Consider the following 22,477-nt stretch of genomic DNA (forward strand, 5'->3'; position numbering starts at 1 on the left):
AGTTAAAGTTTTTTTTTCTCGTCTTGTAGTATGAGACTATAATTGCTAATTATGGCCTCCATTTTTTCAAGTGATTTAAAGTTTTCAGTGTTGCGCAATTCTTTTATTGCTTCATCACCTAGGGCTTTCAGTTCATTTAGTCGTTTTTGGTCGGGATTTAGTTTCTTGGATTCCAAAAAACTTTCCCGGCCTGCCAATGCGACCAACCCATTTAATATAGAACTGGCACTTTCTGTTAAACGATACCAATCCAACGGATTGCGTTGTTTAATTTCCATGATCTGTCTCATTTCATTCAAATTTAATAAATATTAAGCTGTTAATTGTAGTACAGCTAAATTAATAGCCGGGACGAAAAGTAGTGGTAGATAACTATGGGTGATTTTTATTTGGAGTCCTTGAACGCATGTAGTTTTCGAAGCGTTGTTCAAGCGCGCGTTTTGCGGCTTGTTTTTGGGAGCGGCGCTGCCAGCACCAAAAGAAGAGGATCCAAATGCCAAAGGCAATGGCGAAGGCTGGAAATGGATTGGGAAGATTTAAGGCGCCGAGGAGTGCGCCGGTGGAGATCAGTGTGGTTAAGATAAAATAGATAAAGGTTTTCATGGGCTTGGGAACTGGTTGGATAATGACCGTTGCCGCCATTGCGCAAGGTAATTTTCGTGATCTTTTGGACTGGCGGTTTTGCAATTAAACCGATAGCCGGATAACCGGCTAAAAGATGATAGCCTTAATTCATCTTGTGACATTCGGTAGGCCTTTCTGCGAAAATTGATGATGGCCAGCTCATTCGAAAAACGGATCGTTAGTGGTTGTTGGCAGATCGCGGCAGCCACGATCAGTTCGGTGGCTTTATCCAGCGGGGTGTTTCCAAAAACCAGTATAAAGCTTTTATTTTGCAAGTTTTCATTGATCCATCGGAAATGGTGATTGTTGGGGCGGATGCCCATGGAAAGGAATAAAACATTAGCGGGCTTCGGATGAAAATAATTAAAAGCCACTGCTTCCATTCCGGAAGAACAAATGATGACATTAGAAATCAGGTTGAGGTTTTGGTTTTGGGAGAGCCAGCAGCGTTCAGAAAAGGGGACGCGGTGATACGGGTGATCGTATATCTCCACCGCGTCCCCATAGTCGAACGTCCGGATCTCACCGGGAGGTCCGGGATCGGTTGTAGCCACGGGATTGTTCACTGTTTGCACTGCGTTTGTTTTCCTGTTGCTGCATTTCATTTTGGGCGGCTTTGAAGCCCTTGCTGTTATTGACTTCGGCACTCTTGTCCTGCTTTCGGTTGACGATCGCATTGATCGTATGATAAAGCACAAAGGAGACCCCGCCGTCTACGAGGATCGAAGCCATTAAGTGAATCCGGTTGGAACGAATGCCCTTGGGTTCCGCCGCCGAAAACTGGACCGCCGTCCCATCGCTCATTTCCACTTCCTTGCCCTTTTTGAACTTTTCCTTTTGCTCCTGGGTCAGCGGTTCGTTGTTGATCTTGTCCGGTGCCTGCACGAGTTCCGTATCCGTGACGATAAACTCATTGGTCTCCTTATCATATTCGACCAGCACTTCTGCCAGTTTACCGTCATCATCAAATACGGTCCTTTCCAGGTTCACCTCCTCCCCTCTGATCAGCTTATCCGCGTCTTCAGGCGAAAGCCAGCCGGGACCCTGCACATCTTTATAAATGGGGTGCAGCATGAGCTGCAATTCCCCGTCAGCTCCCGGTTTCAGCGAAACTTTGGCATCCAGCGCAGGGATTGTAAATCCGTCCGAACTGAGGTTTTCAAGACGCAGCATCGCGGTGCGCCTGCCGGATAAAATGGCATCCATGTCTTCCTTATCGAGATTGAGCTTGCCATTTTCCGCCAGGCCGACCTTCTGCAGTTCTTCCAGCGGAAGGTCCTCTTCTTCAAACAATCGTGTCATGGTTTAGCGTTTCATTTTATAACCTGTGGATACTTCTTCCCCCAGCGTGGGTTCCATCTCCTGTTCCTGATCCTGCTGCTGTTGCGGTGCATTTTTTTTGGCTTCCAGTAGCGAGGTATACAAATTGTCTTTGGCACTGAGCTTAAATTTCTCGCCGTCCTTTTCCATTTCAAAGACTTTATTTTTGAGCGGCCTGATCACGGTGTATTGGGCTTCATTGTATTGGATGACATCACCTTTTTCCAGTTGAGCGGGCGATGTTTTAAGTTGCTGTTCCAGTTTGGGCTCAAAATTCAGGACGTAATCCGCCATTTTTTGCGCGTCCGAAGCCGCTTTAAACAGTTCTTTGGGATCTTCCTTGATTATTTGCGCAAATGCCTTTAAGTAGCCTACGTGGTCGCCTAAATCATAGGGCAAGTTCAGCTCACTACTGATAAATATGGACGCTAAGTTTGCCCGCAATTCCTCCTTAATTAATACATCTGTACCATTACTATCGGGTTTGCGGTTGAGGCGATCTTCATGACCTGTCCAATGAGTAAGTTCATGAAGTGCAGCTGCATAATACAATTCAGCCGACGGGAACACGTCTTTAGCCGGAATAAATACGAGATCGTTATGAGAATTATACATTGGTGCTGAGATCTCTTTTTCAAGAAAGGCATTACTGGCATCCATAATTGCCTGTGCCCGTTCTATGGGCGATAGTGTCTGCGGTTCAGGTTCATAGGGCGGCAAATCCTTGAGCTGGCTGCCATTAAACAGCCAGGCATCGACCAATTGGGGTTTGTCAAGCGTTACCCGTTCTGTTTTAGGGTAGCCGTTTTCTTTTTTAACCTGCTCCCCATTTTCCATGACCGGCTGGGTGATGTTACTGGAAAAGAAATTAATGAGCGTCCCTTTTGATTCTTTGAGTACGTGGGTTTTGTTAAAAGAGGCCTGGTTGGCGGTCATCCAGCGGGGATCGCTTTTGTCCCTCATCATCAGGATCAATGCGGCGGGGCCGGTGTACTTTTTACCGGTAGAGGGATTAAAAGGCTGCGCGAACTGGGAGGTTCTCTCCGGGTTCATGGCTTTCTGGAAGATCGATTTGTTTTCTTCGATCGCTTTGATCATTCTTTCGGAAGTCTGTTCCGGCAGTGGTTTGAATTCTTGTTTACTCATGATAATTGTATTGAAATAGTTGAACTAAAAATTTGATAGGATTAACAGCAGCACCATTGATGGTGATGGCGAAGTGCAGGTGCTCGCCGGTCACAGTTCCTGTCGCGCCGGTGATGCCGATGGGCTGGCCTGCGGCAACAGTTGCGTTTGAATTCACAAAAATTTGTGAAAGATGGCCATAAAGGCTTTGAAAGGCACCATGGTCGATTTTGATGTAGATGCCTGATAATGTATTATAATTAGTCTTGGTTACGCGTCCGTTTGTGATGGCATATACTGTGTCCGAATGTGCTTTGAGGTCTACGCCTGCGTGAAAAGTGTTTATTTTGGTGATGGGGTGCAGGCGGTAGCCGTAGCCCGAGGTCAGGGCCAGTTTTTTCAGGGGCAGGCTGATCTGCAGCAGCAGGCCCAGCAATAAAAGTTTCATGTTTATTTCTTTTGGAACTGTTTGATCACGCCTTCCACTTCCTTGTTGATCTTGTTGAAGTTGTTGCGTAAGATCTCTTCCTTTTCGCCGGCAAAATCATAATAGACCGGCAGGTCCCGGTAGCCCTTTTCTTCTGCTTCCAGTTCCTTTTTATCGAGGTTGATCTTACAATTGATCGCGGAGGTATCAAATTTCCCGGTATAGTTATCCTGCACGTCTGCAGCGATCAGCCCTACCAGCTCCCCCGTATTCAAGGCCGCCATTTTCCCGGCGGGGATCAGCGCCTCCAGTTTTTCATTCAGCGAACTGGATACTTTATTGCGGTCAATGGACAGGCTCTCCCCGATTTGTTTGGATTTACCGAACAGGCGCTCCAGCCAGTCCAGTGTCTCTTTGTTTCGAACTGAACCCGCCAGCACGTTCCCGACTACCGAAGTGATGGTCGCCGCGGTATCCTTGCCGTAATGCAAATTAAATTGCGGCAGCTCCTGTAAACCCATCAGGATCGCCACTTTATTGCTCCGGGCCGTCGCGATCAGGTTCTCTATTTTGTAAGTAAACAGGGTCGGGATCTCGTCGATGATCAGCATGGTCGGCAAATTGCCTTTGCTGTTGATGAGCTTGGTAATCCGGTTCAATACGACCGAATAACAGGCGGAATTGATGCTTTGGGTATTCGGGTCATTGGCGAGTACCAAGATCCCGGGATGCTCCCGGCCGGAAACCTTCAGATCAAAATCATCCCCGGAAAACACCCAATAGGTTTCTTTGGTAGCCAGACGGCTGATAAAGATCTTCAGCGTGCCGACCTGGCCCTCTAGCTGGTCGAACGCCTTCGCCTCAAATGCGCTCTTGAAGGGGGAAAGTAATGGTACCAGTTCGGGTTCTGAAAAAAGCGTATTAAATATAGCTTCGTAGGAATGATTCAAAAAGGCCAGGACGTGCGGAAAGCTGGAATATTTGCCGTCAGCATATTTACTGAAGAAATACACACAGGCCGACAAAAAGTTGATGGCCGACTGGGTAAAAAACTGGTCGCTGCCACCTGACTTATCCCCTTTCTTCAACGCTTCCACCAAAGCTTCTGCACTTTCCGAGGCATCTGCCAGCGTCCTTAAGTAATCCCGTTTCCAGGGATTGATCCGCCGGCTCTTTTCGACGTCGTTGAGGTTGACCACATGGAAAGCATGCTGTTTACATTTCCCCTTCTTCCGGACCTCCAGGTACTGGTAATAGGCGATCTTACCCAAATCCGGGAACTTGAAATCATAGACCACCCCGGTAAATTCCTTGGCGATCAGTTGGCGGATAAAGGGATTCACGATCCCAAAGCTTTTACCCGAACCCGGCGTCCCGATCAACAGGGTACCACGGAAGGGATTGACGATATTGACCCAGCCGTTCCGCACCCTGCCTTTAAAATAAAACTGCATGGGGATATTCACGGAATAAGGGGTCTGCACCGGTTTGACCTGCTGCATAAAACTCTCCCCTTCCACGTTCCATTTATCCTTTCCTAAACCCGAACGGATCATCTTGGAAATGTTATCCATTGCCAGGCTGGTGAGTACCGCACCGAAAAAGGAAGAAACTAAATACAGTAAATTAAAAATACTTGTATAAGGTAAAATTAAACCGGAAGGCCGGTTATAGAACCAGAGACTGCCAAAAAACAAAAGCAGGCCCAGGGTCAAGGGATAAACAATATGGTTCTTGGGATCCAGGTCCACCTTCTTTTTTGCCAGCGTGCCGATGCTCACCAAACAGATCAGCAACAGGGTCGAAAGTTTACTATAAACCAGGTTACGGTAAATGACGATCCCATCCAGTTTATGCCATAGACCGGCGAAGATCCCCCAAACCGGCGCTGCCTGATAAATAAAAATACAGGCCTCCAAAGCAATAGAAAGGTAAACGCAGCACTGCAAAAAACCATGCAGTTTCTGCTGATCGCGCGTTTCTTCCATAAAACATATTAAAATAAAAAAGCCCTGAACAGGTCTTTAATGAAAATCTGGTAACAGATTATCGTCCGCGTTTCCGGCTGATAGTGAATTGCGGATGTAAAGTAAAGGCAGGCGCCATTTGTTCCTGTTCGTGTCGCGGAATGCCTAATTCCTGCGCAAGATCACGCCAATTTTCTGTTCCCGACCTCACCTCTTCAATAATTTTATCCATCCCGGCTTCATTCAGTTGAAAATACGCGCCGACACTCCTTGCCAAATCTAAATTCAACGCATTACTGTCCATATCTATATTCAATCCCAATCCGGATTTATCGACTGATGGGTTCAAATCATAGGCCGGTGACAAGCGCCAGCCTTTGTCGCTCAGTAAAAAACCATGGTTCCGTAAATGGTCGTCTGTATTTGAAATGGCGATATTAAAAACGATTCGTCGCCAGAGCTGGTGCAAATCCTCCTTAAGACTAGAACCGTTATTTTGCACAAAGTCGGCAATTTCAAGATAGCTGGGTGTATAATCCCGGATCAAAGTCTCATCGTAATTGGTCATAGTCATTGCAGATGAAAAATGGATTCGCCCTTCGCCTTCCCTATCAAAACGCTTTGTAAAAAAGGTTCGGTACTTTCCAAAAACATGCTCCAGTTTACTTTCAGCCATTTTCACCCCGGATTGTCCCGCCAACAAATAAGCCAAATACTCCCAGGCGGCTTTATCGGTAATATCATTAGCCGAAGGGAATTTAGCAATCCATAAAGCACCTTTTTCATCAACCACATTAGCCTTGGGCCGCGCCCCGCCTAAGGATGATCCAGGCGCCAGTAACAACTCCAGCCATTTTTTCTCTTCTCCGTTGGTATCTTCCTCAAAAACTTCTGCACTGTATTGTAAATCCCTGATGGACGTCCAGGGAGGAGCCGGCTGATGATCGTCATTATCTAAAAAAGGACCATCCTTTTCTAATTTGTAACGCAACGCTCCCATTCTGGTAAAATCATGAACGCCTAAGAGAAAATCAATCTCATATAACGTTTTATTATTCACTTTATCTTCTTTCGCTTTTTGGCTTGCGCGCCTTTGCATGAGTTTTCGGCCCCAGGAATCAGGCATGGAATCTGAGAAAACACCAAAATTTTGTCTTTCTACTGGAAATTGTGGCCCATCATAATGGAGAATTTCCGGATCTATCAATATGCTATTATTTTTTTTCAACCATCCAGGATCATATTGAAAGCCGAATGTCTTATAAGTTTTGGCTTGAGTAGCTTTCAAAGTTCCCATGAACTGTGGGCCACCTAATCCTATCCAATCAGCATAAATATAAATATCTGTTTTACTATTAGTAACCATAATCACATTATAATAGTTTACTATCCTGAAGCTTTCTGCCTAGAACATCATCGGACGCTACTTTTAAAATGTCTTTCTGCAGGCCTAAAACCCTTAGCACATTAACGTAAGCACCAATTGAAATACTTGGGTTACCACGCTCTACTTCCCGCAAGGTGCCACGATCCATCGCGGCACGCTCCGCAACCTGTAACATTGTTAATCCGCGACGCTTACGTGCTAATTTTAGGTTTTCTCCTAAAATCCCTATTATTTGCTCCTGTTTCGGGAAAACTACATGTTTCTTGAGTGCCATGATGCTTATTTTTACCAAATATAAATAAAATGGTCATAATAGGCATCATTTTATATTTCTAAACGCTTATCAGGATTGAAGAGCATATGCTCATTGTATTTCACATAACCCAATTGATTAGTTAATAATTTAGTTGGTCCAATTTCAAATTCAGGGATATTTTGGTGATGGTGCCCGTAAATCCAGTAATCAGGTCCAACTGAACTAATCATTGTTTTCAGCTCAACTGCAAAGGCTTGATTCAGCACGCTGCCTAAATATTCCGGCGGATAATTGGTAAAAGTCGGCACATGATGGGTCGCAACGATAGTAATCATACCTTCTTGTTTGGTTTTTAGCTCATGTTCAATCAGTTCCAAAGAGTGCTTATGTTCTGCTGATAAATGTTCCGCTGTCAACCACTCCTTTTTATATTGAATCAAATGAAAGTCATTCATCGCCTTGGCGATTGGGATTCGTTTTTCAGGGCTGATATCTGTCCAGAGTGTGGCAAAGATCAATCGTACATGCTCATGCCTGATCACAAAATCATTTACCAGGAATACATTGTGCCTGATTTCCTCCTGAAAATGACCTCGCTTTTTAAATAAATCATAATGATAATATTCGTGGTTCCCGGCTATCCAGTACGTAATGCCAAAATTTTCAGACACATAATCGAAGAACCAGTCATATTTTGGAAGTTCCTTAAATAAGGCAATATCACCTGCTAAAACCAAAATGTCGGCACCCGTTTTTAAAGGGTTGTTACGAATAAAATACTCGTTCTCTAAAAATTCCAGGTGCAGGTCAGATGCGTATTGAATAGTCATAGCACAAAAATACCATCAAAATCCTCACATGATGGTAGATAAGCTATATTTTAGAGACTAAGCAGCTTTATCTTTTCCGGCCTTTGTAGCTGCGGTCTTCGTCATGGTCGTTGTCAATGTTATTTTCAAGATCGGTTTCTTGTTCCCGCATCTCCTGAATCCGTTTTAAAGCGATAACGTCAAGCTGATCTTTTGGCCGATCAACTGCTTTTTTGTTGTCGATAAGTTGGCTGATGTGTAAGAATGGGATAATCGTATCTTCAAGTTCTGCGGTGGCTGCCATTTCCAGGCATTCGTCAAAACTATAATTATCAATCCCTTTCATATCGGTCATGATATCCAATCTAACTGAATTATTGAGATGAAAATCGGTCCAGCCTGGCACGAATTGCATAGTTTCGAGCATGGGATAGTCGGGCATATCACAGTCCACAAATGCCTGGCGGAGATTTTTCCTATTGGCAGAAGTATCTTTAAGCCAAACATCAACATCTCCCGTAAAACGGTCATAACCATGCAAGTTGATTGCTAATCCGCCAACAACAATATATAGTACATTATTATCATTCAACGCTGCAAATAACTTGATAATTTCTTCATCGAAAATGTCCATGATTATCTGCGTATAAGAGGTTTGTGCGTAATTTTCGCTTGCTTTAACGTGTGGTGCATTTTGTAAAGCGTGCAAAACATTAAAAACCGCTCCATGTGGGTTCTTTTTAGCCCGGCCTTTAGCTGTGCGGTTAGGGCGGGATCGTTATCCTGGATCTTAGTTTCCATAATTGCTAATGTTAACAAATTTAAGAATTTATTATAAAGGAATTACGTCGGCTTTTAATAAATCCTTATACGGTATTTGAAGCGTGATGACACGACCGGAGATTTGTTTTTCGCGGAGTTCGATGTTCATGACTTTATTTCCGGGATAGCTCAATTTTTTGAATACGATGATGTTGCGGTAGTATTTGCTGAATGCCGGTTCCGTGAACAGGGTATATGCCGGTTTGATCTCCAATGATTGAACATTGGATGCTTTGGTGACTTTTTTTGTCGTCGATCTTATACCGCAGTTCATCGATATCATAGCGGAGATTGGTGTTGTTTTGAAAACTGAGGTCCACGAACAGGTAATCGCCAAAGGTGTAGAGGTGATTCAGTTTCGCGTTTATCCCAAAAGCTTTGGTTTTTTCTTTTGGTTTGGGCGGTTTTTTGGCCGCAATCTCCAGGCATAAGGCTTTTAGCTGGTTGGTGGACAAACCAATATTTTCAAGATCCAGTGGCCGGGTGTCTTTGGGTTCGATATTAATTTCCGTTGGAACATCGCTGCCGCCGATGATGACATGGTACTGGGCGATGAATTTTTCACCGGTGATGGTGACCACCGCGTCGTCTTCCGTTTTTACAGAATCTTTAATTTTAATGCGTAAAACGTTTTTAAGGGGCAGGTCGCCGACGATGTGTCTGGAAGAAATATCCACGTATTGGATCGGTTCGGGAGAAATAAAATGAACCGTTAGGTTTGCGGGTAAATAAACCGTTGGCAGGTTGTTTTGTCCCTGAACACAATAAGTAAAAAGGGATAAGAGTATGGCTAAGATATAGTTCATGTCAGTAGTTTTTTTGAGCGTTTTGCAACGCATCAGGGTCGATTAAATAGATATAAGAATTGTATTTCATGCGGGCCTTATTCTTTCGGATGATACCCGCGATGGCGCTGGAAGTCGATTGAAACATTTTACCCGCAGCGCTCATCACGAAGCTGGTCGTGCCCGAACCGATGTCCACGCCCTGGATAGAACTGCTGCCCAGGTCCTTACTAAAGTCCCGGAACGCGGACGCAGGGACATAGAGCCCGGGCAGGCCGTCGAGGTCGTAAACTTCTAATTTTACGGGCAGGATCTTTCCCGAACTAAGAATGGTTTTGATGGAAAGGGTCACCCGCTGTTCGGAAAAACCGCTGATACTGGCGTAGATATAGGTATCCTTCGGAACTAAGAGCTTACCCGCGACGATATCATCCAATAATCGTAGTCTTAATCTTGAACCTGCATAGCCGGTCATATTCTCGTCGATTACGGCTTTGATAAAGGTTTTGTCCTGGTCAGGCATGACTGTATTAAAGCCTTCGCTGCCGGCGTCCGCTTTGCTGACAGCAAAGATTTTTTGATCAGCTTCCAGTTGCTTTCGTTTGGCCGCTGCCTGTTGTTTTTGTCTTTCAGCTTTGGCAGCCGGGTCATTTTCCTTGTTCAGGCTGTCCATGTAAGCCATTTGCTTTTTAAAAGTTTCCATAGGATCGTCCGGTTTGTCAATGGCAATCTTAGGTTTAGGCTGCCCCGCGCTATGATTGAGCATTTCAACGGCCTGCCTGTCGCCGAATTTTGCATGGACCGCTTTACGAAGCGAGTCCAGTTGCGGAGGTTTCTCAGGGGAGATCGCCGCCACCGGGGAACTCCCATCCGCTTCTTTGAAGGTATTTCGGAAAGCATCCAGCTTATCCTGCAGGTTTTCCTTCCGGACAACAGAAGATACCTGACCAACGGCGCCATTGAGCTCCTCCTGTTTTTTTTCCGCGGGCTTTTTGCTGCCCGGGCCGGAATGCCAGATATAGAAAAACAGGCATAAAAAGGGCAATAAGATGATAGGCAGCACGTATTTGGGCTGCCGGAGATTGAGTTTCATATGCTTTATTTAAAGGATGGGTAAATATGCCGGAGACTATCCAGCGTCCGGATCAGGCGTATACTATCCGTTGTATTCAGCTGTTTTTTAGCGCTGATGCTGTCGACGACTTTTTTCAGCCTGATGGTTTCTTTAAGCCGGGTGCCCGCCTCCAGGATCTTGTCGAAACCGTCTTGAAATGGCGCCGTGATGCCGACAGGTTTTGAGGGAGCAACCTGATGAATAAAATTATTGAAAGCCAGCACAATGGAAACAACAATTAAAATAACCATACAGGCGAAAACGCTTTTCGGGAACCGCCTGAGCAGCGTGAAAGTTGTTGTTTTAACTTTGTCAAAATAGGGTTTGAACTCTTTCCTGATCTCGCTGAAAACGGTGTCTTTCGGGTCCCGGTCAGAACGTATTTTTGTCCACATTTTCAAGGTCTTTATTTTCCAGGGTTTTCCAGCCGGTGATCAGTACACCATGCGGGTTATTGTTACTGCGCGGGATATCCTTCAGGTAACCCTCGGTGATGAGCGAGCGTACTACGGTACTGCTGCGCCGGTCGATTTTCAGCTTGCCGTAATAGCGGAAATATTTCCGGGGGATGTCCAAAGCAATGCTGTCGGTTTGCAGGGTCAGTACCGAACTGGAGGATAAGATCGAATTAAAAAATCCTTTTTCTTTCAGATCGTTATATTGCTGCATCCCGGATTCATCGACCAGGTACATCGCTTTTTTGAGCTGGTATTCCATATACTTATCATCCGGCGTCAGCGAAAAGAAAAGGGAATGATACAGGTCAACATCTGCGCGGTATTCCGCAGGGCGGTTCATTTGCACATCGGTCTGGCGTGCCAGCACCGGGATGTTATTATCCAGGATATAAACGCTCTGCCGTGCGTTAGCAACCTGTTTATAAGCATAAGCGCAGGAGATCGCGGCGATCATAATGGCCGTTAAAAAACTGCCGCCCGCCACGAAAGTGGCCAGGCGGATCTTGGCTTCTATGTTTTTAATGATCATGGTGATAATTTAGAGTAAGGTACTGGCGGCTTTCGCGGCTCCATGGAGCGTACCGGCGCCACGGCCAAAATTGGAAGACGCGGAACTGATCCCCGAAGTGGAAATAATCCAGGTGGAAATACTGGGTACGGTAAACATACAGATGGCGCCGATCACAAATACCACGATGACCGTACCGAAGGACAGGATCCCGTTACCAGCGAAAAAGGCCATTTTCTCAAAATCTGCCTTGGTGCCGTTCTGGCCGACCAGTTCCTGGTATTTGCTGATTTCGGATTCCAGGGCGTATTCCTGCATCAGGCCGCAGAGGTACATGATCAGGTAGGCGATGCCGGAATACAGGTTAACGGACACAAAGCGCGCGATCCAGGTACTGAAACTGTCACGGAACGCGGGCAGGATACTGACAGCAACCGCGAAGGGCCCCAGGATGATTAGGATACTGGAGTAGATGATCTGGATCAGGAAAATAATATACACGGCCAGTCTTAACAGCCAGATCGCCAAAATCTCCAGTAACTGGCTGATCAGTAACTGCATCCCGATCGTGAGCCGGTTCTTGAGTTCCAGTAAGGGTGAGACGACATCGGAGATGCCTTGTTTAACGGTACTGCTGACCGCGTCCCAGGCCCGGTCATACCAGGTATCGCTTTCCTTCGCTGCCACTTCGGTTTGTGCCTGGAAGGTATAGAGTGAATTGGCGACGGCCTGCATCAGGTTAGCGCGGTTAAAGCGCAGGTCGTTGATGGTATTTTGTTCACTTTCGAACATTTGCTCGGTCTGGGCGGAGACCAGATCGGTCGGGAAGGCGACCATTTTTACAAAAGTCCCCCACCAGAGGATGATCATGGCCAGCCCGAAGGGCCGGAGCAGGGGCATGACCTCGAGCTGCTTATCCCCGACCATCATTTCATAGGACCGGATGGCGAAATAGATGATCATAAAGATAGCGGCCAGCGCCTTTGCGTCGGTTATGAACAGGTCAAAGTGGGTCCAGATCGATTCTTTCAGGCCAGTGAGGAAGGTCATGACCCCGGTTTCGTAAACGCCGTCGCCCTGGAAAAACTGCAGGGTCTTCGTCTGGTCGGCGGTTTGCGCGAAAACGGGCATAACAGCCAGTAATAAAAGGATTGAGATAATGGTTCGTTTGCTCATTGTATTTTTTGTAAGATCTTTTTAGCAATGGAGATATCGGTCTGCGGTGTCCAGTCCGGCACGCTGGCGTTATTTGATTTTAGTGTTTGCTGCTGCGCGGCGAGATCAAGTGTGGATTGTGCGGACGAGGTCCGGACCGACCAGACTCCTGCCAGTTTCCTGTATTCATTGAGCAGCCGGTAATAGGCTAAAATTCTTGAACCCCTGTCCATATCGGCGGTATGCGCAGCCTGGATGCGCTGTTTGAGCATATTCAATTCGTTCCCGTACCAACTTAAGGTGCCTTCGGAAACTAATTTGCTGTTGGCTTGCGGGCTAAGGCCCGCCGAAAGTTTTACCGGGTTAAAGTTAAGTACAGGATCAAACTGGTTTTTATAATACAATAGCCAGAGCGGATCGAGGTCACTGACCAAACCTGAGGTCGCTGCGACTTGGGACAATGCCGTGGTTTTGACGGTATCGGATTGCAATTTGTAATGGTTATCTGTGTTACTCATGGCTGCGACAAAGGCAAGTCGCTGGGTTTGCGGGCCGTTGGGGCTCAAGGGCCGGAGGTCCGTCTTATGGTAATCGGGATGAAAAAAGCCCCATACAAGCCAGTAATAAGGATTAAGGCTCAGGAAGCCGGGTGATGGTTTGAATTTGTTTTGGTCCCATTGCTGGTAGACCATCCGCTGTTCCTGGTAGCGGAGCGCTTCGTCATTGACCACAGACTGGCCTAACAGCCGGAAACAACAAAGCAGGCCGAAGCCTGCTAATACAATCGTTTTTTTCATAATAAAATGTAACTAAATGAAAAAAGCAGCGGGTGGCTGCTTTTTAATGGTCTAATATTTAATCCTGTAACCTCGGGTTTTCTTGCGGGGTATATTCACGCACCCATGATTCGTTCTTAAGAATAATGTTACGCGTTTCATCATTTAGCCTCTGGTTGGCGTGGGCGAATTCAGCAAATTTTATCGGATAAGTCAAATCTGACGGTTTGTAACTTCGAAGTGTAGACTTGTCGAACTCCATAACAAGAAGATTTTCGCCTGCCGTTCCGGTATATACAAAGTCAGATCTGTCAAAATAAAAATAGTAGAGCGCTATATTTTTAAAACTTTCATTAAAATTCAGTTTTATATTGCCTGCGCTTATAACCAAACCTGCCTGATCTATTATCCTTGCCGCGACTCTTTTATAAGATTGCGTGGGTGAATCCAGAAATAAGGCGATTAATGACGTTGCGTAGCCCGCATCTCTTGCCTCATCGATTAAATCTTTAAAAGAAGCATCATTAAAAACCGTTTCAAGGATGATACTTTTTTTTGCGGCAATGCTTTCTCTTACATCAGTTTTCGTACTGCTTTTCGATACATCAGTCATAATCATGATGAAATCTTCCAGCTGCGCCATCCTGCTACGGATAAAGCTCGATTTACCGGCGGCATTGCAACCGGCAACCATAATTAATTCCGGCCTGTTCATCGCCTGCCAAGTTTCTTAATGATGGTATCTTTGATTTCAACCGGAATGTTATGATCATTTGTAATCACTTCGATATCCACTAAAAACCGCTCACCGTCGGGCATTTCTTTGGTATAGTATTCTCCGTCACCCGAGTATTGCGCGTAGAAAGGATTACCTAATTCAAAGGCGCGCTGACGCCCTAATTCGTGAATATTGTTGATGTTTTTTAATAACTCATCGACTTTAGTTGGTCTTTCCATAGTGCAATTTACTTTAAATATTTAGCGTTTGAAATAATTTGTTGGACAAACAACTTGTCTTTATAGATAAAGCCGGCAAATGGATTGAGCGCGGCGATGGTGCCTTTTTCCCTAGCCCAGTACATCGCCCGCCAGGCACCGTAAGCCAACCCGTCGAGGACCTGCAGCTGGGTGATCACTTTCCGGAGCAATTCGTCCCGGGCATTGTAATCGGCCAACATATTGCCACCTGAGTTTAAAATAGAGCCGGAAACATCACCGACCAGCGCGGTGGCCTTCAGCTTCATTTGAGCGGAAATATTGGTCGCAAATAACAACAGCGCCGGATCTGATCTTGCCAACGTAAGGCACTGACCGGAATAAGAAGTAATATCTGCAACGATGACCGCAAGATTTTTGACTGCAAGGCCGTTTTTGAGCGCGGAGTTCACATTGGATAAAGCCTCATAGATCATGGTCTGCGCCAGTACAACCGAACCAACGTTCAGGTTGATGTTATCCAGGCTGGTACTGATCTTTCCCAAATATTGCTGGTGCGTCACTTCCGCCGAACTGCGCACCGCGGCATTGGAAAGTACGGACTCATAAACCTTTGGGTCAACAACATATTCCTGCGCAAAGCAATGAGCCGAAAGAAAAAGGCCGGAGATTAAAATCTTTATTTTCATGGCTTAAGATATTTGGCATTTTGAATGATCTCTTTACTGATAGTCCTATCGGCATTGACAAAATTCTGAAAGGGATTCGCGGCTTTCAGAAGGTCACTGAGCGTGGCATATTGCAGGTTATTCACGAGCGTGCCCGAAATATCCTGGATACGGCTCAATTCGCTGAGCACGTATTCAAAGAGCAATTTACGATCCGAGGCTTTTAATTGGTTGACGTCGCCAATACTAATGGTCAGCCCTGCGATATAACCCGCCAGGTCCCTGGCGCACCCGGCAAATTCTATTTCGGTCTGCAAACCCAAAGCGATCAGCGCCGGGTTCTTTTCAGCCAGTTTGATGATCGCCGCCTGGTTACTGATGATGCGGTTGACCATAGGCGTCGCGTAGATGTCGATATCTGCCACGTTGATCGCCGTTCCCAAAGCATTATAGCGTTGCTGTAGTTGACGGTACCTGAGTTTCAACTTATCGAGCAAGGTCAGGTTCGCCTGTTCGTTGGCAGCTGCTGTGATTTGCTGGTTTTTAGCTTTGACTTGTTGTTTATTTTCATCAATGGACTGGTCGATCAGCAGGTGCATGCTGGCTATGTCCAAGGTGCTGCGCTGCGCAAATCCACCAAACGGACCTAGAAAGATGATGATATACAATAGCTTTTTCATGGTTTGAGGTATTTGGCGTTATTCAAGACATCGTTCGCGATCCGCACGTCCTGGTTCTGCCAGGCTGCCCAGGGATTGAGCGAACGGAAAATCCCGTTTAATTTTGCCCAGTACATGGACCGTCCCATGCCGTAAGCGATCCCGCGCAGGATCCGCAATTCATCTGCGATATGGTTCAGCATTTTACTCCGCTCGCCCGAATCCATCAGGTTATCGCTCCCGCCCTTAAGTACAAAGGCGCTGACATCCGCCGCCAGCACAGCCGCCCGGGTCTCGAAATCCCTGGCGCCCTGTTCGGCGAACAGCAGCAGGACCGGATCGGTTTTGGCGAGCTGCACGGCCTGGCCGACATCGTTTACTATATCCGTTCCGCATTCGGCGATCTCTTTAATCGTAGAGAGGTTGTTGATGACGGAGGCGACTTCACTGAGCCCTTTATAAATTTTATTTTGCATGTCGTTAACGATCACCAGTTGTCCCGTCACGGCTAATTGTCCTTTCTGGATCAGGCTCAGCCGGTCATTGGTGGTGCCCAGTTGGCCGTTTATACTCATCGTATTACCGACGATAGCGGCGGAGGTAACCGGGTCGACGACGAGCTCCTGTGCAAAAGCGTTGCCTGCACAAAGGCAGCACACGAGCAGCATTAAATTTTTCATGGTTTTGTTGAATTAACTTGGTTAATAAATGCGGGGAGTGACAAGTTGCTTGCTTTAAGATCGCGGACAAAGGCGTCCAAAGCGCCGGGATAAGAACCGTAATTTTTAGCGTAAATTTCGATCGCCGACTTTTCGGGTTTTTCCGTAGAGAAGGTCAGGTATTGTTCCAGGCTGACTTCAACGCCATAGACCTCGCCAACGGCACCGCGACGCATATAGACCTCTTTAAAACGGCCGCGGCCTTCGGTGTTGTCCAACTGGTTAATGGTAAAGATCTTGCGGCGTTCAATCTCATTGATAGAAAGTAAAGCGGCGATTTCATTATAATTATCCCGGAACTTGGTCTGGTCGAGGAGACAGATCGTATCTGAATTGCTGATGATGCTGTCTTTCACAATCGGGTTACCCAGAATATCGCCCAGTTCCTGGGTGACGACGATGGCCTCACCCCAAAACTTCCGGACCGTTTTATACAGATACACCAGGTAGGAAGCCATGATCGGGCTGGCGATGGCCTTCCAGGCCTCCTCCGCGATCAGACATTTGCGGCGGCCGGTCCGGTAGCGCATTTTCTGGATAAACACGTCCATGATGATGAGCGTAACGATCGGGAACAAAATTTTATGGTTCTGGACATTGTCGATCTCGTAGACGATAAAAGGTTCTTCAAAGAGCGAATCATCAACCGCTTCATTCAGGATCGCCTCAAACTCGCCCCCACGGTAAAACTTTTTCAGCACATAGCGAAATTCCTCCAAGTCAAACGGGATCGCTTCTTCGCGTTTGATCTCCGGGATCTTGTCTAAAGCATATTCATAAAAAGTATTGAAATTGAGCTCCGGTGCATTTTCATTAAATTTCTTTGTGTAATAGGCACTCACTAAGGCCGACAGGACGTCGCGCTCTATGGTTGACAGGGTACCATCCGCCCCTTTCCAAAGTAAGCCAATGAGCGTAATTAAAAAATCTTTCTTTTCAATATTGTACTCGCCTGCTTTGATCGCAAAGGGATTCATCGTGATCGGCTTTTGATCAGTATAAGTAATATACTTCCCCTTAAAATAAGCGCATAAGCCCGAATAGGAATGCCCCACATCAATGATCACCACGTCCATCCGGTATTGGATATATTGCTCCACCAGCGCGTTCATGAAAAATGATTTGCCGCTTCCGCTAGGTCCCAAAACGAATTTGTTCCGGTTATTGATCCTGCCGGTACGCATCGGTAAATCAGCGGGGTCCATTCCTACCGGGATCCCCTGACGATCCGTAAAACGGATCAAAAAATCAGAGGGCTCATCTTTTTGCAGTGATTCTTTAAAAAAGAAACAGGCCGCGGCGTCGCTGGTGGTCAGGAACCAGTCGTATTCTTTCAGTTCCACCGCGTTCCCGGGAATGGCCGAACGAAACAGCTCCAACTGGTTGTACGCGCTTTTGCTGGGCTGGATCCCCAAATTAAAAAGTGAACTTTCGATAAAGTTGGCCGCCTTGTCTAATTTATCCTGCGGGGCAACCACCAGCATATTAAAATGGCAGTTGACCACCAATTGATTTTCACGGGCGACATCATTTAATAACAGGTCGATATCCTCGACGCAGAGATCATTCGCGGGGTCCGGAATGCCGGAATGCCGCTTTTTCTTTTGTTCCAGTTTTCGCAGCATGGTTGGCTGCCCGATGACGTCGATCACCTGGTTGTAAACAATCGAGCGGCAGCCGGGAACTTTAAACAGAAAAGCAAACAGGTCCAGCGGGAAACCCTTCAAACTCTCCTTATCGTGCATTTCGATATGCGTTGCTACCTGCGGCGGGAGGTCCACACTGTCGATATTGACCAGGCTGATGCTTCTTGCAGCGACCTCTCCCATCTGCACTTCGTTGTCATTCGGGCTTAAATTATTAAGGGAAATATTTTCAGAACTAAAGTCCATGCTGAGCACTTGCAATAAAAGCAAATTGATCTCCGCCTCCTTCAATACGATGGCGCCGGTCAAAATATCAAGTACCTTTACAACAGCCTGCCGGAATTCCCTTAACGATTTGGGGTCAAATACATAAAAGGAATTCTTTTTGATACGTTTGGTAATGGTCAGGTAAGTAGTGACCTGCATGAATTCACGGCCTTCAAAATGCGCGTTATAACGTTGCTGTAAATAGCTTTCCGCTTTTTTTGCATGATAATTTGTCCGGCTGATGATATCCTGCTTTTGCAGCAGGTAGCCGTCACCCAGTACTTTTACGACATTGATCAAAGCATGATGGAACTCATCGTAACCGGCAGGGTAAGCTGAATACCGGATCACCGGGTTGGTCATTTTCAGGATCACGGAGTAGTCACCTCCCGCACCGATCAGCAGGTCATATTCCCCTTTGGTATCGACCCCGATAAATGGCATCTCAAATTGTGTTTTTCCGGCCATAATGGTTGATCTGGTTAAGAATATAAATTTTTTTACTCCGGGTCTTGGTGTGCAAACCTTTCTTTTGCCGTGAGGCTGTAAACAACAAGCCCCCGGTAATGCTGCCGATCAGCAGGATCGCGCCCAGCCACATATTGACCAGCGACATCGTCAGGGCGCCGATGACCAAACCCGCCAGCAGGGAGCCGATCCCCCAGTAAATGAATTTGCCGCGGAAACCGCGAAAGATAAGGGGCTTTTGCAGCCCCTTATACACCGGGAATTGCTTTGCCATCAGAGCCCGAAAAACGCTTTGACCACTAAGGAAGAAACCACCAGGAAGACGCAGCTCCCGCCCCAGCCCATCAGTTCCTTATTAATATCCTGGTCGCCGCTGTTCCATTTGGAATAGACGCGAATGGCGCCGATGATACCAACAATCCCGCCTATCACCAAAGTTATGGTGGTCACCGGGTCGATATAAGTTTTTAGGGTGGTGGTAGCGGTGTTCAGGCCGTTAACCCCGCTTTGTGCAAAGGCAGTGATGCTTGCAAGGACGAACAGCACGACTGTCGCCCAGATTTTTTTTAAAGTTTTCATGGATTAAAAAGATAAATAAGATGAATATCAGATACCAAACAGGGCGCGCAGGAAGGCGCCTGAAAGTACCATAAAAATGGCGGCAAAGAACCAGGCGGCCACGTCAGCGGTAATTTCCCGTTGGCCCATCTGCCAGTTGTGATAAATCCTGACCGCGCCGGCAATTCCCAGGATCGCGGCCAGCACCAGGCAACAGTCAAAAGCCGAAAAATAAGTGCTCGTTAAGTCCCTGCTTACCTGGTTCATTTCGTCGATTCCCGGCTGCATGACTAAAAGCTGACGGCACGGGTGTAAACGAGCATATCCTGCCTGGCCAGCCCGAAGGTTTCTTTCAGGCTCCTGCCACCGGAGGCGATCATGGATGGCTGCGGCTTAGCCCGGGATACCGGCTCCGCTGCTTTCAGCACTTCCGGGGAAAAGCTGAGTTCGTTCTCCGGAGTTCCCGCCGGCGCCCTAGCACGGGCGAGGTCCATAAAGATGATGGCGAGGTAATACAGCATATAAATGCCGCAGACCCAAAGGCAGAAATGTAACCAGTTCATAATTCGAGTTTTTGAAGGTATTGTTTAACAATGGTTTTGATCTCGGGGTGCTGTTCGAGCAGCACTTTCACGGAATAACAGATCAGGCGGTTGACCTCAACTCCCGTCGCCATTTTAAAATGATGAAGGGTACGGGCGGTTGCTTCATCAAATCGGGAATGCACCACGCTTTTATGCCCGTTCATATCATAGGCCCGGAGCGATTCAATAACAGGTGCGGTCGGCTTTTCGCCGGGCAGCGGTGTATCGGGTTTGGCCATCCGGTCCCGGAGCTGGTCGGCCAGCGTTTTCATTTTATTCATGTTCTTGGTGGATATGTTCTTTATAGATCTTATCAAAAACCGGCAGGACGATCGGGTAAACCGACAGCGGGGTCTGGAGCGTGCTGGTGCGCTGGAAATCGATGCGGTCCGGCAGGCAGCCGGTAACGCTACCGAACTTTTTCAATTGTTCGTCCACATCGGCCTGGGTCTCATATTTCACATTCGCCTTGATCCGGTTGGGAACGTAAACGATCCTGACTTCAGGATTTATTTTGCGCAAGACGACGGAAAATAAAATGGTTGATTCAAAACTGAACTCATCATAGGCAAAGGGACAGATCACCAGCCCGGCAGATTTAAAAACCGGCAGCAGCCCGTCATCGTCCAGCTTGCCCGGCAGATCGATCAGGGCGATATCACCGGGATTGGCGGCCAGGATCTCTTTCATTCCCGGGTAGGTTTCCAGCTCCAATGCGACCACCTCGTAGGGTTCTTCATTTTCCAGGATCTTTGCTTTTTCGTATTTCTGCCAGACGGATTGCTGGTAATCCATATCCATTACGGTCACTTTGCATTTCCGGACGATCGCCAGGTAATTGGCCAGTAAGATCGTCAGGGTGCTTTTTCCGCAGCCGCCTTTTTGGTTCCCGATAATAATGATCATGGCTTTTTATTTTTCTTTTTTCGTTTTTTGCCGTGCACGGCTTCATCATCGGCATCGCTTTGCAAGCTGACCTTAGGTATATGCACCTGTTCATCTTGCGCGGTTTGCGCGGTTTTCCACTGGCCCAGCAATTGTTTCAAAGGCAATACTTCGCTCCCTTTGTATACTGCTTTTCCCGCGTGATCGATGATGGAATAGCCATAAGGCGGTTTGTTTTCCGAGGCGTGAAAGATCAAAACGATACCGAATTTCTGCCGCAGGTAGTCCTCATCGGGGTATTTCAACAGGATTGCTTTCAACCAGGCGACCCGTTTCGGATCAGGTTTATCGGCAGCCAATCCTTCAGTCACCCGTCCTGCCAGCTGATCGGATAATGGCGCGTCATCCCCCATGTTTTTCAGGAGCATCCTGAACTGGGCTACTGTCGAATAGCGATAGGCAAAGGCCTTTTCGATCAGGGTCGTTTGATCCTGCCGCATGATCCTGTTCATCGCCGCTACCGCCCGTAACTTTTCAAAATCGCTGTTGACCTTTTTCCCTTGCCGGTTGACACGGGTCGAAACGATGTGCACATGGTTATTAGCGGTATCACCATGAAATACGATCAGGTAGGGCTGATCACCGTAGCCCATTTCCTGCAGCCATTTTTCCGCGATCGCAGTTAATTGGATTTTATCGTAGCTTCTGCCTTCGGCGGAGATCGTGGCATGGAACTGCGGGGATTTAACGCGCCTGTTTAAGGCAGAAACCGCTTTCAAAGCATTCCGGTAATCTTCCGGCCGCAGATCCTGCAAGCCCCCCAGCATCCCAAATCCGGATACCTTCATCAACTCGCCGAGTCCCCTGTCAATTTTGTCGGTGTTGTAGGTAACCGCGGAAAAAGAGGCGGAAGATGCCAAAATGCGGACGATCATATAGCGGGATACTTGATAGCGGGCGATCTTGTAGCCAGCTACATTATAGCATCGTCCTGATGATTTTTCGAAGGACAACCTCCAGTTCTTTTTGACGGCCGAGGTATTGTTCCAGCAATCCGTTAAACTGCTCAGCTACTTCAGCCGACAATATTTCTTTCAATTGCAGGATGTTCGCATATTTTGCAAGCTGATTGATATTATTACCCGATCTGCCTAACTCCGCCCCTACTTGATCCAGGCCGGCAATGAGCTCCCGGGCATTGATCACAACAGCTTTATTTTTCAATAAGCTATTTCTGACCAAATCACTTTTCCGGATACCTAAAGTCTTTTCCATTTCCAGCACGAGCTTGTATTCTTCCTCCGTGAAACGGGCATCAATTTTCCTGGTACGTTTTTCCGTGTTTTTCATAAAAGAAGGATGGAGTTCCGAGATACTGATTCCCCCGGAGGGCAAGATCCGTTTTGGCTGTCGGACAAAACGACATCTTGCCGTTTGAAAAACCAAAATGTTGCCCGCTATTTTGTAGCAGGGTGCCGGCCTGCGGCGGGACAGCCTGCTACCTTATAGCAAGAAATATTGGGTGCAGCAATATGGCGGCGGGCTACTTTATAG

At 46.9% G+C, this 22,477-nt stretch carries 33 protein-coding genes; all 33 read right to left on the bottom strand.

The features are described 5' to 3' along the window. Positions 1-2 precede the first annotated feature (2 nt). Entirely contained in the window at positions 3-278 is a 276-nt protein-coding gene (locus FO440_RS18345) for a hypothetical protein (protein ID WP_144249736.1), read from the bottom strand. 94 nt (positions 279-372) lie between these two features. Beyond that, positions 373-603 (bottom strand): hypothetical protein, encoded by a 231-nt coding sequence (locus FO440_RS18350; RefSeq protein WP_144249737.1) that lies wholly within the window; start codon positions 601-603, stop codon positions 373-375. Further along, on the bottom strand, positions 600-1,178 hold the full coding sequence (locus FO440_RS18355; protein WP_144249738.1) for a hypothetical protein: 579 nt from the start codon (positions 1,176-1,178) through the stop codon (positions 600-602). Before FO440_RS18355 ends, FO440_RS18350 begins: the two co-directional genes overlap by 4 nt. Further along, positions 1,147-1,926 (bottom strand): DUF4099 domain-containing protein, encoded by a 780-nt coding sequence (locus FO440_RS18360; RefSeq protein WP_144249739.1) that lies wholly within the window; start codon positions 1,924-1,926, stop codon positions 1,147-1,149. The genes FO440_RS18355 and FO440_RS18360 overlap by 32 nt, the downstream gene beginning before the upstream one ends. A gap of 3 nt (positions 1,927-1,929) precedes the next feature. Then, positions 1,930-3,090, bottom strand: a complete 1,161-nt coding sequence (locus FO440_RS18365) for a zincin-like metallopeptidase domain-containing protein (protein WP_144249740.1) — start codon at positions 3,088-3,090, stop codon at positions 1,930-1,932. Then, the gene (locus FO440_RS18370; RefSeq protein ID WP_144249741.1) at positions 3,083-3,517 is read right to left on the bottom strand and encodes a M23 family metallopeptidase; all 435 of its coding nucleotides are present in this window, start codon (positions 3,515-3,517) and stop codon (positions 3,083-3,085) included. Before FO440_RS18370 ends, FO440_RS18365 begins: the two co-directional genes overlap by 8 nt. A 2-nt stretch (positions 3,518-3,519) precedes the next feature. Further along, the gene (locus FO440_RS18375; RefSeq protein ID WP_144249742.1) at positions 3,520-5,484 is read right to left on the bottom strand and encodes a type IV secretion system DNA-binding domain-containing protein; all 1,965 of its coding nucleotides are present in this window, start codon (positions 5,482-5,484) and stop codon (positions 3,520-3,522) included. Between the two features lie 58 nt (positions 5,485-5,542). After that, a complete protein-coding gene (locus FO440_RS18380) occupies positions 5,543-6,829 on the bottom strand; it encodes a type II toxin-antitoxin system HipA family toxin (RefSeq protein WP_144249743.1) in 1,287 nt (428 codons plus the stop codon). 7 nt (positions 6,830-6,836) lie between these two features. Further along, on the bottom strand, positions 6,837-7,124 hold the full coding sequence (locus FO440_RS18385; protein ID WP_144249744.1) for a helix-turn-helix domain-containing protein: 288 nt from the start codon (positions 7,122-7,124) through the stop codon (positions 6,837-6,839). A gap of 50 nt (positions 7,125-7,174) precedes the next feature. Continuing rightward, positions 7,175-7,936, bottom strand: a complete 762-nt coding sequence (locus FO440_RS18390; protein WP_144249745.1) for a metallophosphoesterase — start codon at positions 7,934-7,936, stop codon at positions 7,175-7,177. 67 nt (positions 7,937-8,003) lie between these two features. Beyond that, a complete protein-coding gene (locus FO440_RS18395; RefSeq protein WP_144249746.1) occupies positions 8,004-8,549 on the bottom strand; it encodes a nucleotidyltransferase in 546 nt (181 codons plus the stop codon). Between the two features lie 2 nt (positions 8,550-8,551). Continuing rightward, positions 8,552-8,716, bottom strand: coding sequence for a hypothetical protein (locus tag FO440_RS24735; RefSeq protein ID WP_222104011.1), 165 nt, complete (start codon positions 8,714-8,716; stop codon positions 8,552-8,554). 31 nt (positions 8,717-8,747) lie between these two features. Then, entirely contained in the window at positions 8,748-8,945 is a 198-nt protein-coding gene (locus tag FO440_RS25140) for a DUF4138 domain-containing protein (RefSeq protein WP_394348381.1), read from the bottom strand. Continuing rightward, a complete protein-coding gene (locus tag FO440_RS18400; protein ID WP_246104259.1) occupies positions 8,851-9,543 on the bottom strand; it encodes a DUF4138 domain-containing protein in 693 nt (230 codons plus the stop codon). Before FO440_RS18400 ends, FO440_RS25140 begins: the two co-directional genes overlap by 95 nt. Position 9,544: 1 nt before the next feature. Next, a complete protein-coding gene (traM, locus tag FO440_RS18405) occupies positions 9,545-10,615 on the bottom strand; it encodes a conjugative transposon protein TraM (RefSeq protein ID WP_144249747.1) in 1,071 nt (356 codons plus the stop codon). 5 nt (positions 10,616-10,620) lie between these two features. Continuing rightward, positions 10,621-11,031 carry a hypothetical protein gene (locus FO440_RS18410; RefSeq protein ID WP_144249748.1) on the bottom strand — a complete coding sequence of 137 codons (411 nt, stop codon included), beginning with the start codon at positions 11,029-11,031 and terminating at the stop codon, positions 10,621-10,623. Then, positions 11,009-11,623: a conjugative transposon protein TraK gene (gene traK, locus FO440_RS18415; protein ID WP_144249749.1), complete on the bottom strand. Its 615-nt coding sequence runs from the start codon at positions 11,621-11,623 to the stop codon at positions 11,009-11,011. The genes FO440_RS18410 and traK overlap by 23 nt, the downstream gene beginning before the upstream one ends. Before the next feature lie 9 nt (positions 11,624-11,632). Next, on the bottom strand, positions 11,633-12,778 hold the full coding sequence (locus FO440_RS18420) for a plasmid transfer protein (RefSeq protein WP_144249750.1): 1,146 nt from the start codon (positions 12,776-12,778) through the stop codon (positions 11,633-11,635). Then, positions 12,775-13,554 carry a hypothetical protein gene (locus tag FO440_RS18425; protein ID WP_144249751.1) on the bottom strand — a complete coding sequence of 260 codons (780 nt, stop codon included), beginning with the start codon at positions 13,552-13,554 and terminating at the stop codon, positions 12,775-12,777. The genes FO440_RS18420 and FO440_RS18425 overlap by 4 nt, the downstream gene beginning before the upstream one ends. A gap of 58 nt (positions 13,555-13,612) precedes the next feature. Beyond that, positions 13,613-14,248: a hypothetical protein gene (locus tag FO440_RS18430; RefSeq protein WP_144249752.1), complete on the bottom strand. Its 636-nt coding sequence runs from the start codon at positions 14,246-14,248 to the stop codon at positions 13,613-13,615. Further along, positions 14,245-14,490 (bottom strand): hypothetical protein, encoded by a 246-nt coding sequence (locus FO440_RS18435; RefSeq protein WP_144249753.1) that lies wholly within the window; start codon positions 14,488-14,490, stop codon positions 14,245-14,247. Before FO440_RS18435 ends, FO440_RS18430 begins: the two co-directional genes overlap by 4 nt. An 8-nt stretch (positions 14,491-14,498) precedes the next feature. After that, positions 14,499-15,158, bottom strand: coding sequence for a hypothetical protein (locus FO440_RS18440; protein WP_144249754.1), 660 nt, complete (start codon positions 15,156-15,158; stop codon positions 14,499-14,501). Continuing rightward, positions 15,155-15,817 carry a hypothetical protein gene (locus FO440_RS18445; protein ID WP_144249755.1) on the bottom strand — a complete coding sequence of 221 codons (663 nt, stop codon included), beginning with the start codon at positions 15,815-15,817 and terminating at the stop codon, positions 15,155-15,157. The genes FO440_RS18440 and FO440_RS18445 overlap by 4 nt, the downstream gene beginning before the upstream one ends. After that, the gene (locus FO440_RS18450) at positions 15,814-16,476 is read right to left on the bottom strand and encodes a hypothetical protein (protein ID WP_144249756.1); all 663 of its coding nucleotides are present in this window, start codon (positions 16,474-16,476) and stop codon (positions 15,814-15,816) included. The genes FO440_RS18445 and FO440_RS18450 overlap by 4 nt, the downstream gene beginning before the upstream one ends. Beyond that, on the bottom strand, positions 16,473-18,896 hold the full coding sequence (locus FO440_RS18455; RefSeq protein ID WP_144249757.1) for a TraG family conjugative transposon ATPase: 2,424 nt from the start codon (positions 18,894-18,896) through the stop codon (positions 16,473-16,475). The genes FO440_RS18450 and FO440_RS18455 overlap by 4 nt, the downstream gene beginning before the upstream one ends. Further along, on the bottom strand, positions 18,874-19,170 hold the full coding sequence (locus FO440_RS18460) for a plasmid transfer protein (protein ID WP_144249758.1): 297 nt from the start codon (positions 19,168-19,170) through the stop codon (positions 18,874-18,876). Before FO440_RS18460 ends, FO440_RS18455 begins: the two co-directional genes overlap by 23 nt. Further along, positions 19,170-19,442 (bottom strand): DUF4134 family protein, encoded by a 273-nt coding sequence (locus FO440_RS18465; RefSeq protein ID WP_246104260.1) that lies wholly within the window; start codon positions 19,440-19,442, stop codon positions 19,170-19,172. The genes FO440_RS18460 and FO440_RS18465 overlap by 1 nt, the downstream gene beginning before the upstream one ends. A gap of 60 nt (positions 19,443-19,502) precedes the next feature. Further along, on the bottom strand, positions 19,503-19,742 hold the full coding sequence (locus tag FO440_RS18470) for a DUF4134 family protein (protein ID WP_144249760.1): 240 nt from the start codon (positions 19,740-19,742) through the stop codon (positions 19,503-19,505). Positions 19,743-19,744: 2 nt separating this feature from the next. Continuing rightward, on the bottom strand, positions 19,745-20,017 hold the full coding sequence (locus FO440_RS18475; protein WP_144249761.1) for a hypothetical protein: 273 nt from the start codon (positions 20,015-20,017) through the stop codon (positions 19,745-19,747). Then, positions 20,014-20,319 carry a hypothetical protein gene (locus FO440_RS18480; RefSeq protein WP_144249762.1) on the bottom strand — a complete coding sequence of 102 codons (306 nt, stop codon included), beginning with the start codon at positions 20,317-20,319 and terminating at the stop codon, positions 20,014-20,016. Before FO440_RS18480 ends, FO440_RS18475 begins: the two co-directional genes overlap by 4 nt. After that, on the bottom strand, positions 20,312-20,944 hold the full coding sequence (locus FO440_RS18485; RefSeq protein ID WP_144249763.1) for a ParA family protein: 633 nt from the start codon (positions 20,942-20,944) through the stop codon (positions 20,312-20,314). Before FO440_RS18485 ends, FO440_RS18480 begins: the two co-directional genes overlap by 8 nt. Further along, entirely contained in the window at positions 20,941-21,843 is a 903-nt protein-coding gene (locus FO440_RS18490; protein WP_186292718.1) for a relaxase/mobilization nuclease domain-containing protein, read from the bottom strand. Before FO440_RS18490 ends, FO440_RS18485 begins: the two co-directional genes overlap by 4 nt. A gap of 58 nt (positions 21,844-21,901) precedes the next feature. After that, entirely contained in the window at positions 21,902-22,273 is a 372-nt protein-coding gene (locus FO440_RS18495) for a plasmid mobilization protein (RefSeq protein ID WP_144249765.1), read from the bottom strand. Positions 22,274-22,477 lie beyond the last annotated feature (204 nt).

Origin of the sequence: Mucilaginibacter corticis (assembly GCF_007558865.1) — a bacterium.
GTDB lineage: Bacteria > Bacteroidota > Bacteroidia > Sphingobacteriales > Sphingobacteriaceae > Mucilaginibacter > Mucilaginibacter corticis.

Coding starts and splice junctions, on each gene's coding strand:
- FO440_RS18480 (WP_144249762.1), bottom strand. CDS start 20,319: ATGAATAAAATGAAAACGCTGGCCGACCAGCTCCGGGACCGGATGGCC.
- FO440_RS18430 (WP_144249752.1), bottom strand. CDS start 14,248: ATGAACAGGCCGGAATTAATTATGGTTGCCGGTTGCAATGCCGCCGGT.
- FO440_RS18420 (WP_144249750.1), bottom strand. CDS start 12,778: ATGAGCAAACGAACCATTATCTCAATCCTTTTATTACTGGCTGTTATG.
- traK (WP_144249749.1), bottom strand. CDS start 11,623: ATGATCATTAAAAACATAGAAGCCAAGATCCGCCTGGCCACTTTCGTG.
- FO440_RS18475 (WP_144249761.1), bottom strand. CDS start 20,017: ATGAACTGGTTACATTTCTGCCTTTGGGTCTGCGGCATTTATATGCTG.
- FO440_RS18365 (WP_144249740.1), bottom strand. CDS start 3,090: ATGAGTAAACAAGAATTCAAACCACTGCCGGAACAGACTTCCGAAAGA.
- FO440_RS18390 (WP_144249745.1), bottom strand. CDS start 7,936: ATGACTATTCAATACGCATCTGACCTGCACCTGGAATTTTTAGAGAAC.
- FO440_RS18460 (WP_144249758.1), bottom strand. CDS start 19,170: ATGGCAAAGCAATTCCCGGTGTATAAGGGGCTGCAAAAGCCCCTTATC.
- FO440_RS18360 (WP_144249739.1), bottom strand. CDS start 1,926: ATGACACGATTGTTTGAAGAAGAGGACCTTCCGCTGGAAGAACTGCAG.
- FO440_RS18440 (WP_144249754.1), bottom strand. CDS start 15,158: ATGAAAATAAAGATTTTAATCTCCGGCCTTTTTCTTTCGGCTCATTGC.
- FO440_RS18370 (WP_144249741.1), bottom strand. CDS start 3,517: ATGAAACTTTTATTGCTGGGCCTGCTGCTGCAGATCAGCCTGCCCCTG.
- FO440_RS18410 (WP_144249748.1), bottom strand. CDS start 11,031: ATGTGGACAAAAATACGTTCTGACCGGGACCCGAAAGACACCGTTTTC.
- traM (WP_144249747.1), bottom strand. CDS start 10,615: ATGAAACTCAATCTCCGGCAGCCCAAATACGTGCTGCCTATCATCTTA.
- FO440_RS18495 (WP_144249765.1), bottom strand. CDS start 22,273: ATGAAAAACACGGAAAAACGTACCAGGAAAATTGATGCCCGTTTCACG.
- FO440_RS18380 (WP_144249743.1), bottom strand. CDS start 6,829: ATGGTTACTAATAGTAAAACAGATATTTATATTTATGCTGATTGGATA.
- FO440_RS18395 (WP_144249746.1), bottom strand. CDS start 8,549: ATGGACATTTTCGATGAAGAAATTATCAAGTTATTTGCAGCGTTGAAT.
- FO440_RS18425 (WP_144249751.1), bottom strand. CDS start 13,554: ATGAAAAAAACGATTGTATTAGCAGGCTTCGGCCTGCTTTGTTGTTTC.
- FO440_RS18445 (WP_144249755.1), bottom strand. CDS start 15,817: ATGAAAAAGCTATTGTATATCATCATCTTTCTAGGTCCGTTTGGTGGA.
- FO440_RS18350 (WP_144249737.1), bottom strand. CDS start 603: ATGAAAACCTTTATCTATTTTATCTTAACCACACTGATCTCCACCGGC.
- FO440_RS18345 (WP_144249736.1), bottom strand. CDS start 278: ATGGAAATTAAACAACGCAATCCGTTGGATTGGTATCGTTTAACAGAA.
- FO440_RS24735 (WP_222104011.1), bottom strand. CDS start 8,716: ATGGAAACTAAGATCCAGGATAACGATCCCGCCCTAACCGCACAGCTA.
- FO440_RS18435 (WP_144249753.1), bottom strand. CDS start 14,490: ATGGAAAGACCAACTAAAGTCGATGAGTTATTAAAAAACATCAACAAT.
- FO440_RS18485 (WP_144249763.1), bottom strand. CDS start 20,944: ATGATCATTATTATCGGGAACCAAAAAGGCGGCTGCGGAAAAAGCACC.
- FO440_RS18375 (WP_144249742.1), bottom strand. CDS start 5,484: ATGGAAGAAACGCGCGATCAGCAGAAACTGCATGGTTTTTTGCAGTGC.
- FO440_RS18450 (WP_144249756.1), bottom strand. CDS start 16,476: ATGAAAAATTTAATGCTGCTCGTGTGCTGCCTTTGTGCAGGCAACGCT.
- FO440_RS18400 (WP_246104259.1), bottom strand. CDS start 9,543: ATGAACTATATCTTAGCCATACTCTTATCCCTTTTTACTTATTGTGTT.
- FO440_RS18455 (WP_144249757.1), bottom strand. CDS start 18,896: ATGGCCGGAAAAACACAATTTGAGATGCCATTTATCGGGGTCGATACC.
- FO440_RS18385 (WP_144249744.1), bottom strand. CDS start 7,124: ATGGCACTCAAGAAACATGTAGTTTTCCCGAAACAGGAGCAAATAATA.
- FO440_RS18470 (WP_144249760.1), bottom strand. CDS start 19,742: ATGCAGCCGGGAATCGACGAAATGAACCAGGTAAGCAGGGACTTAACG.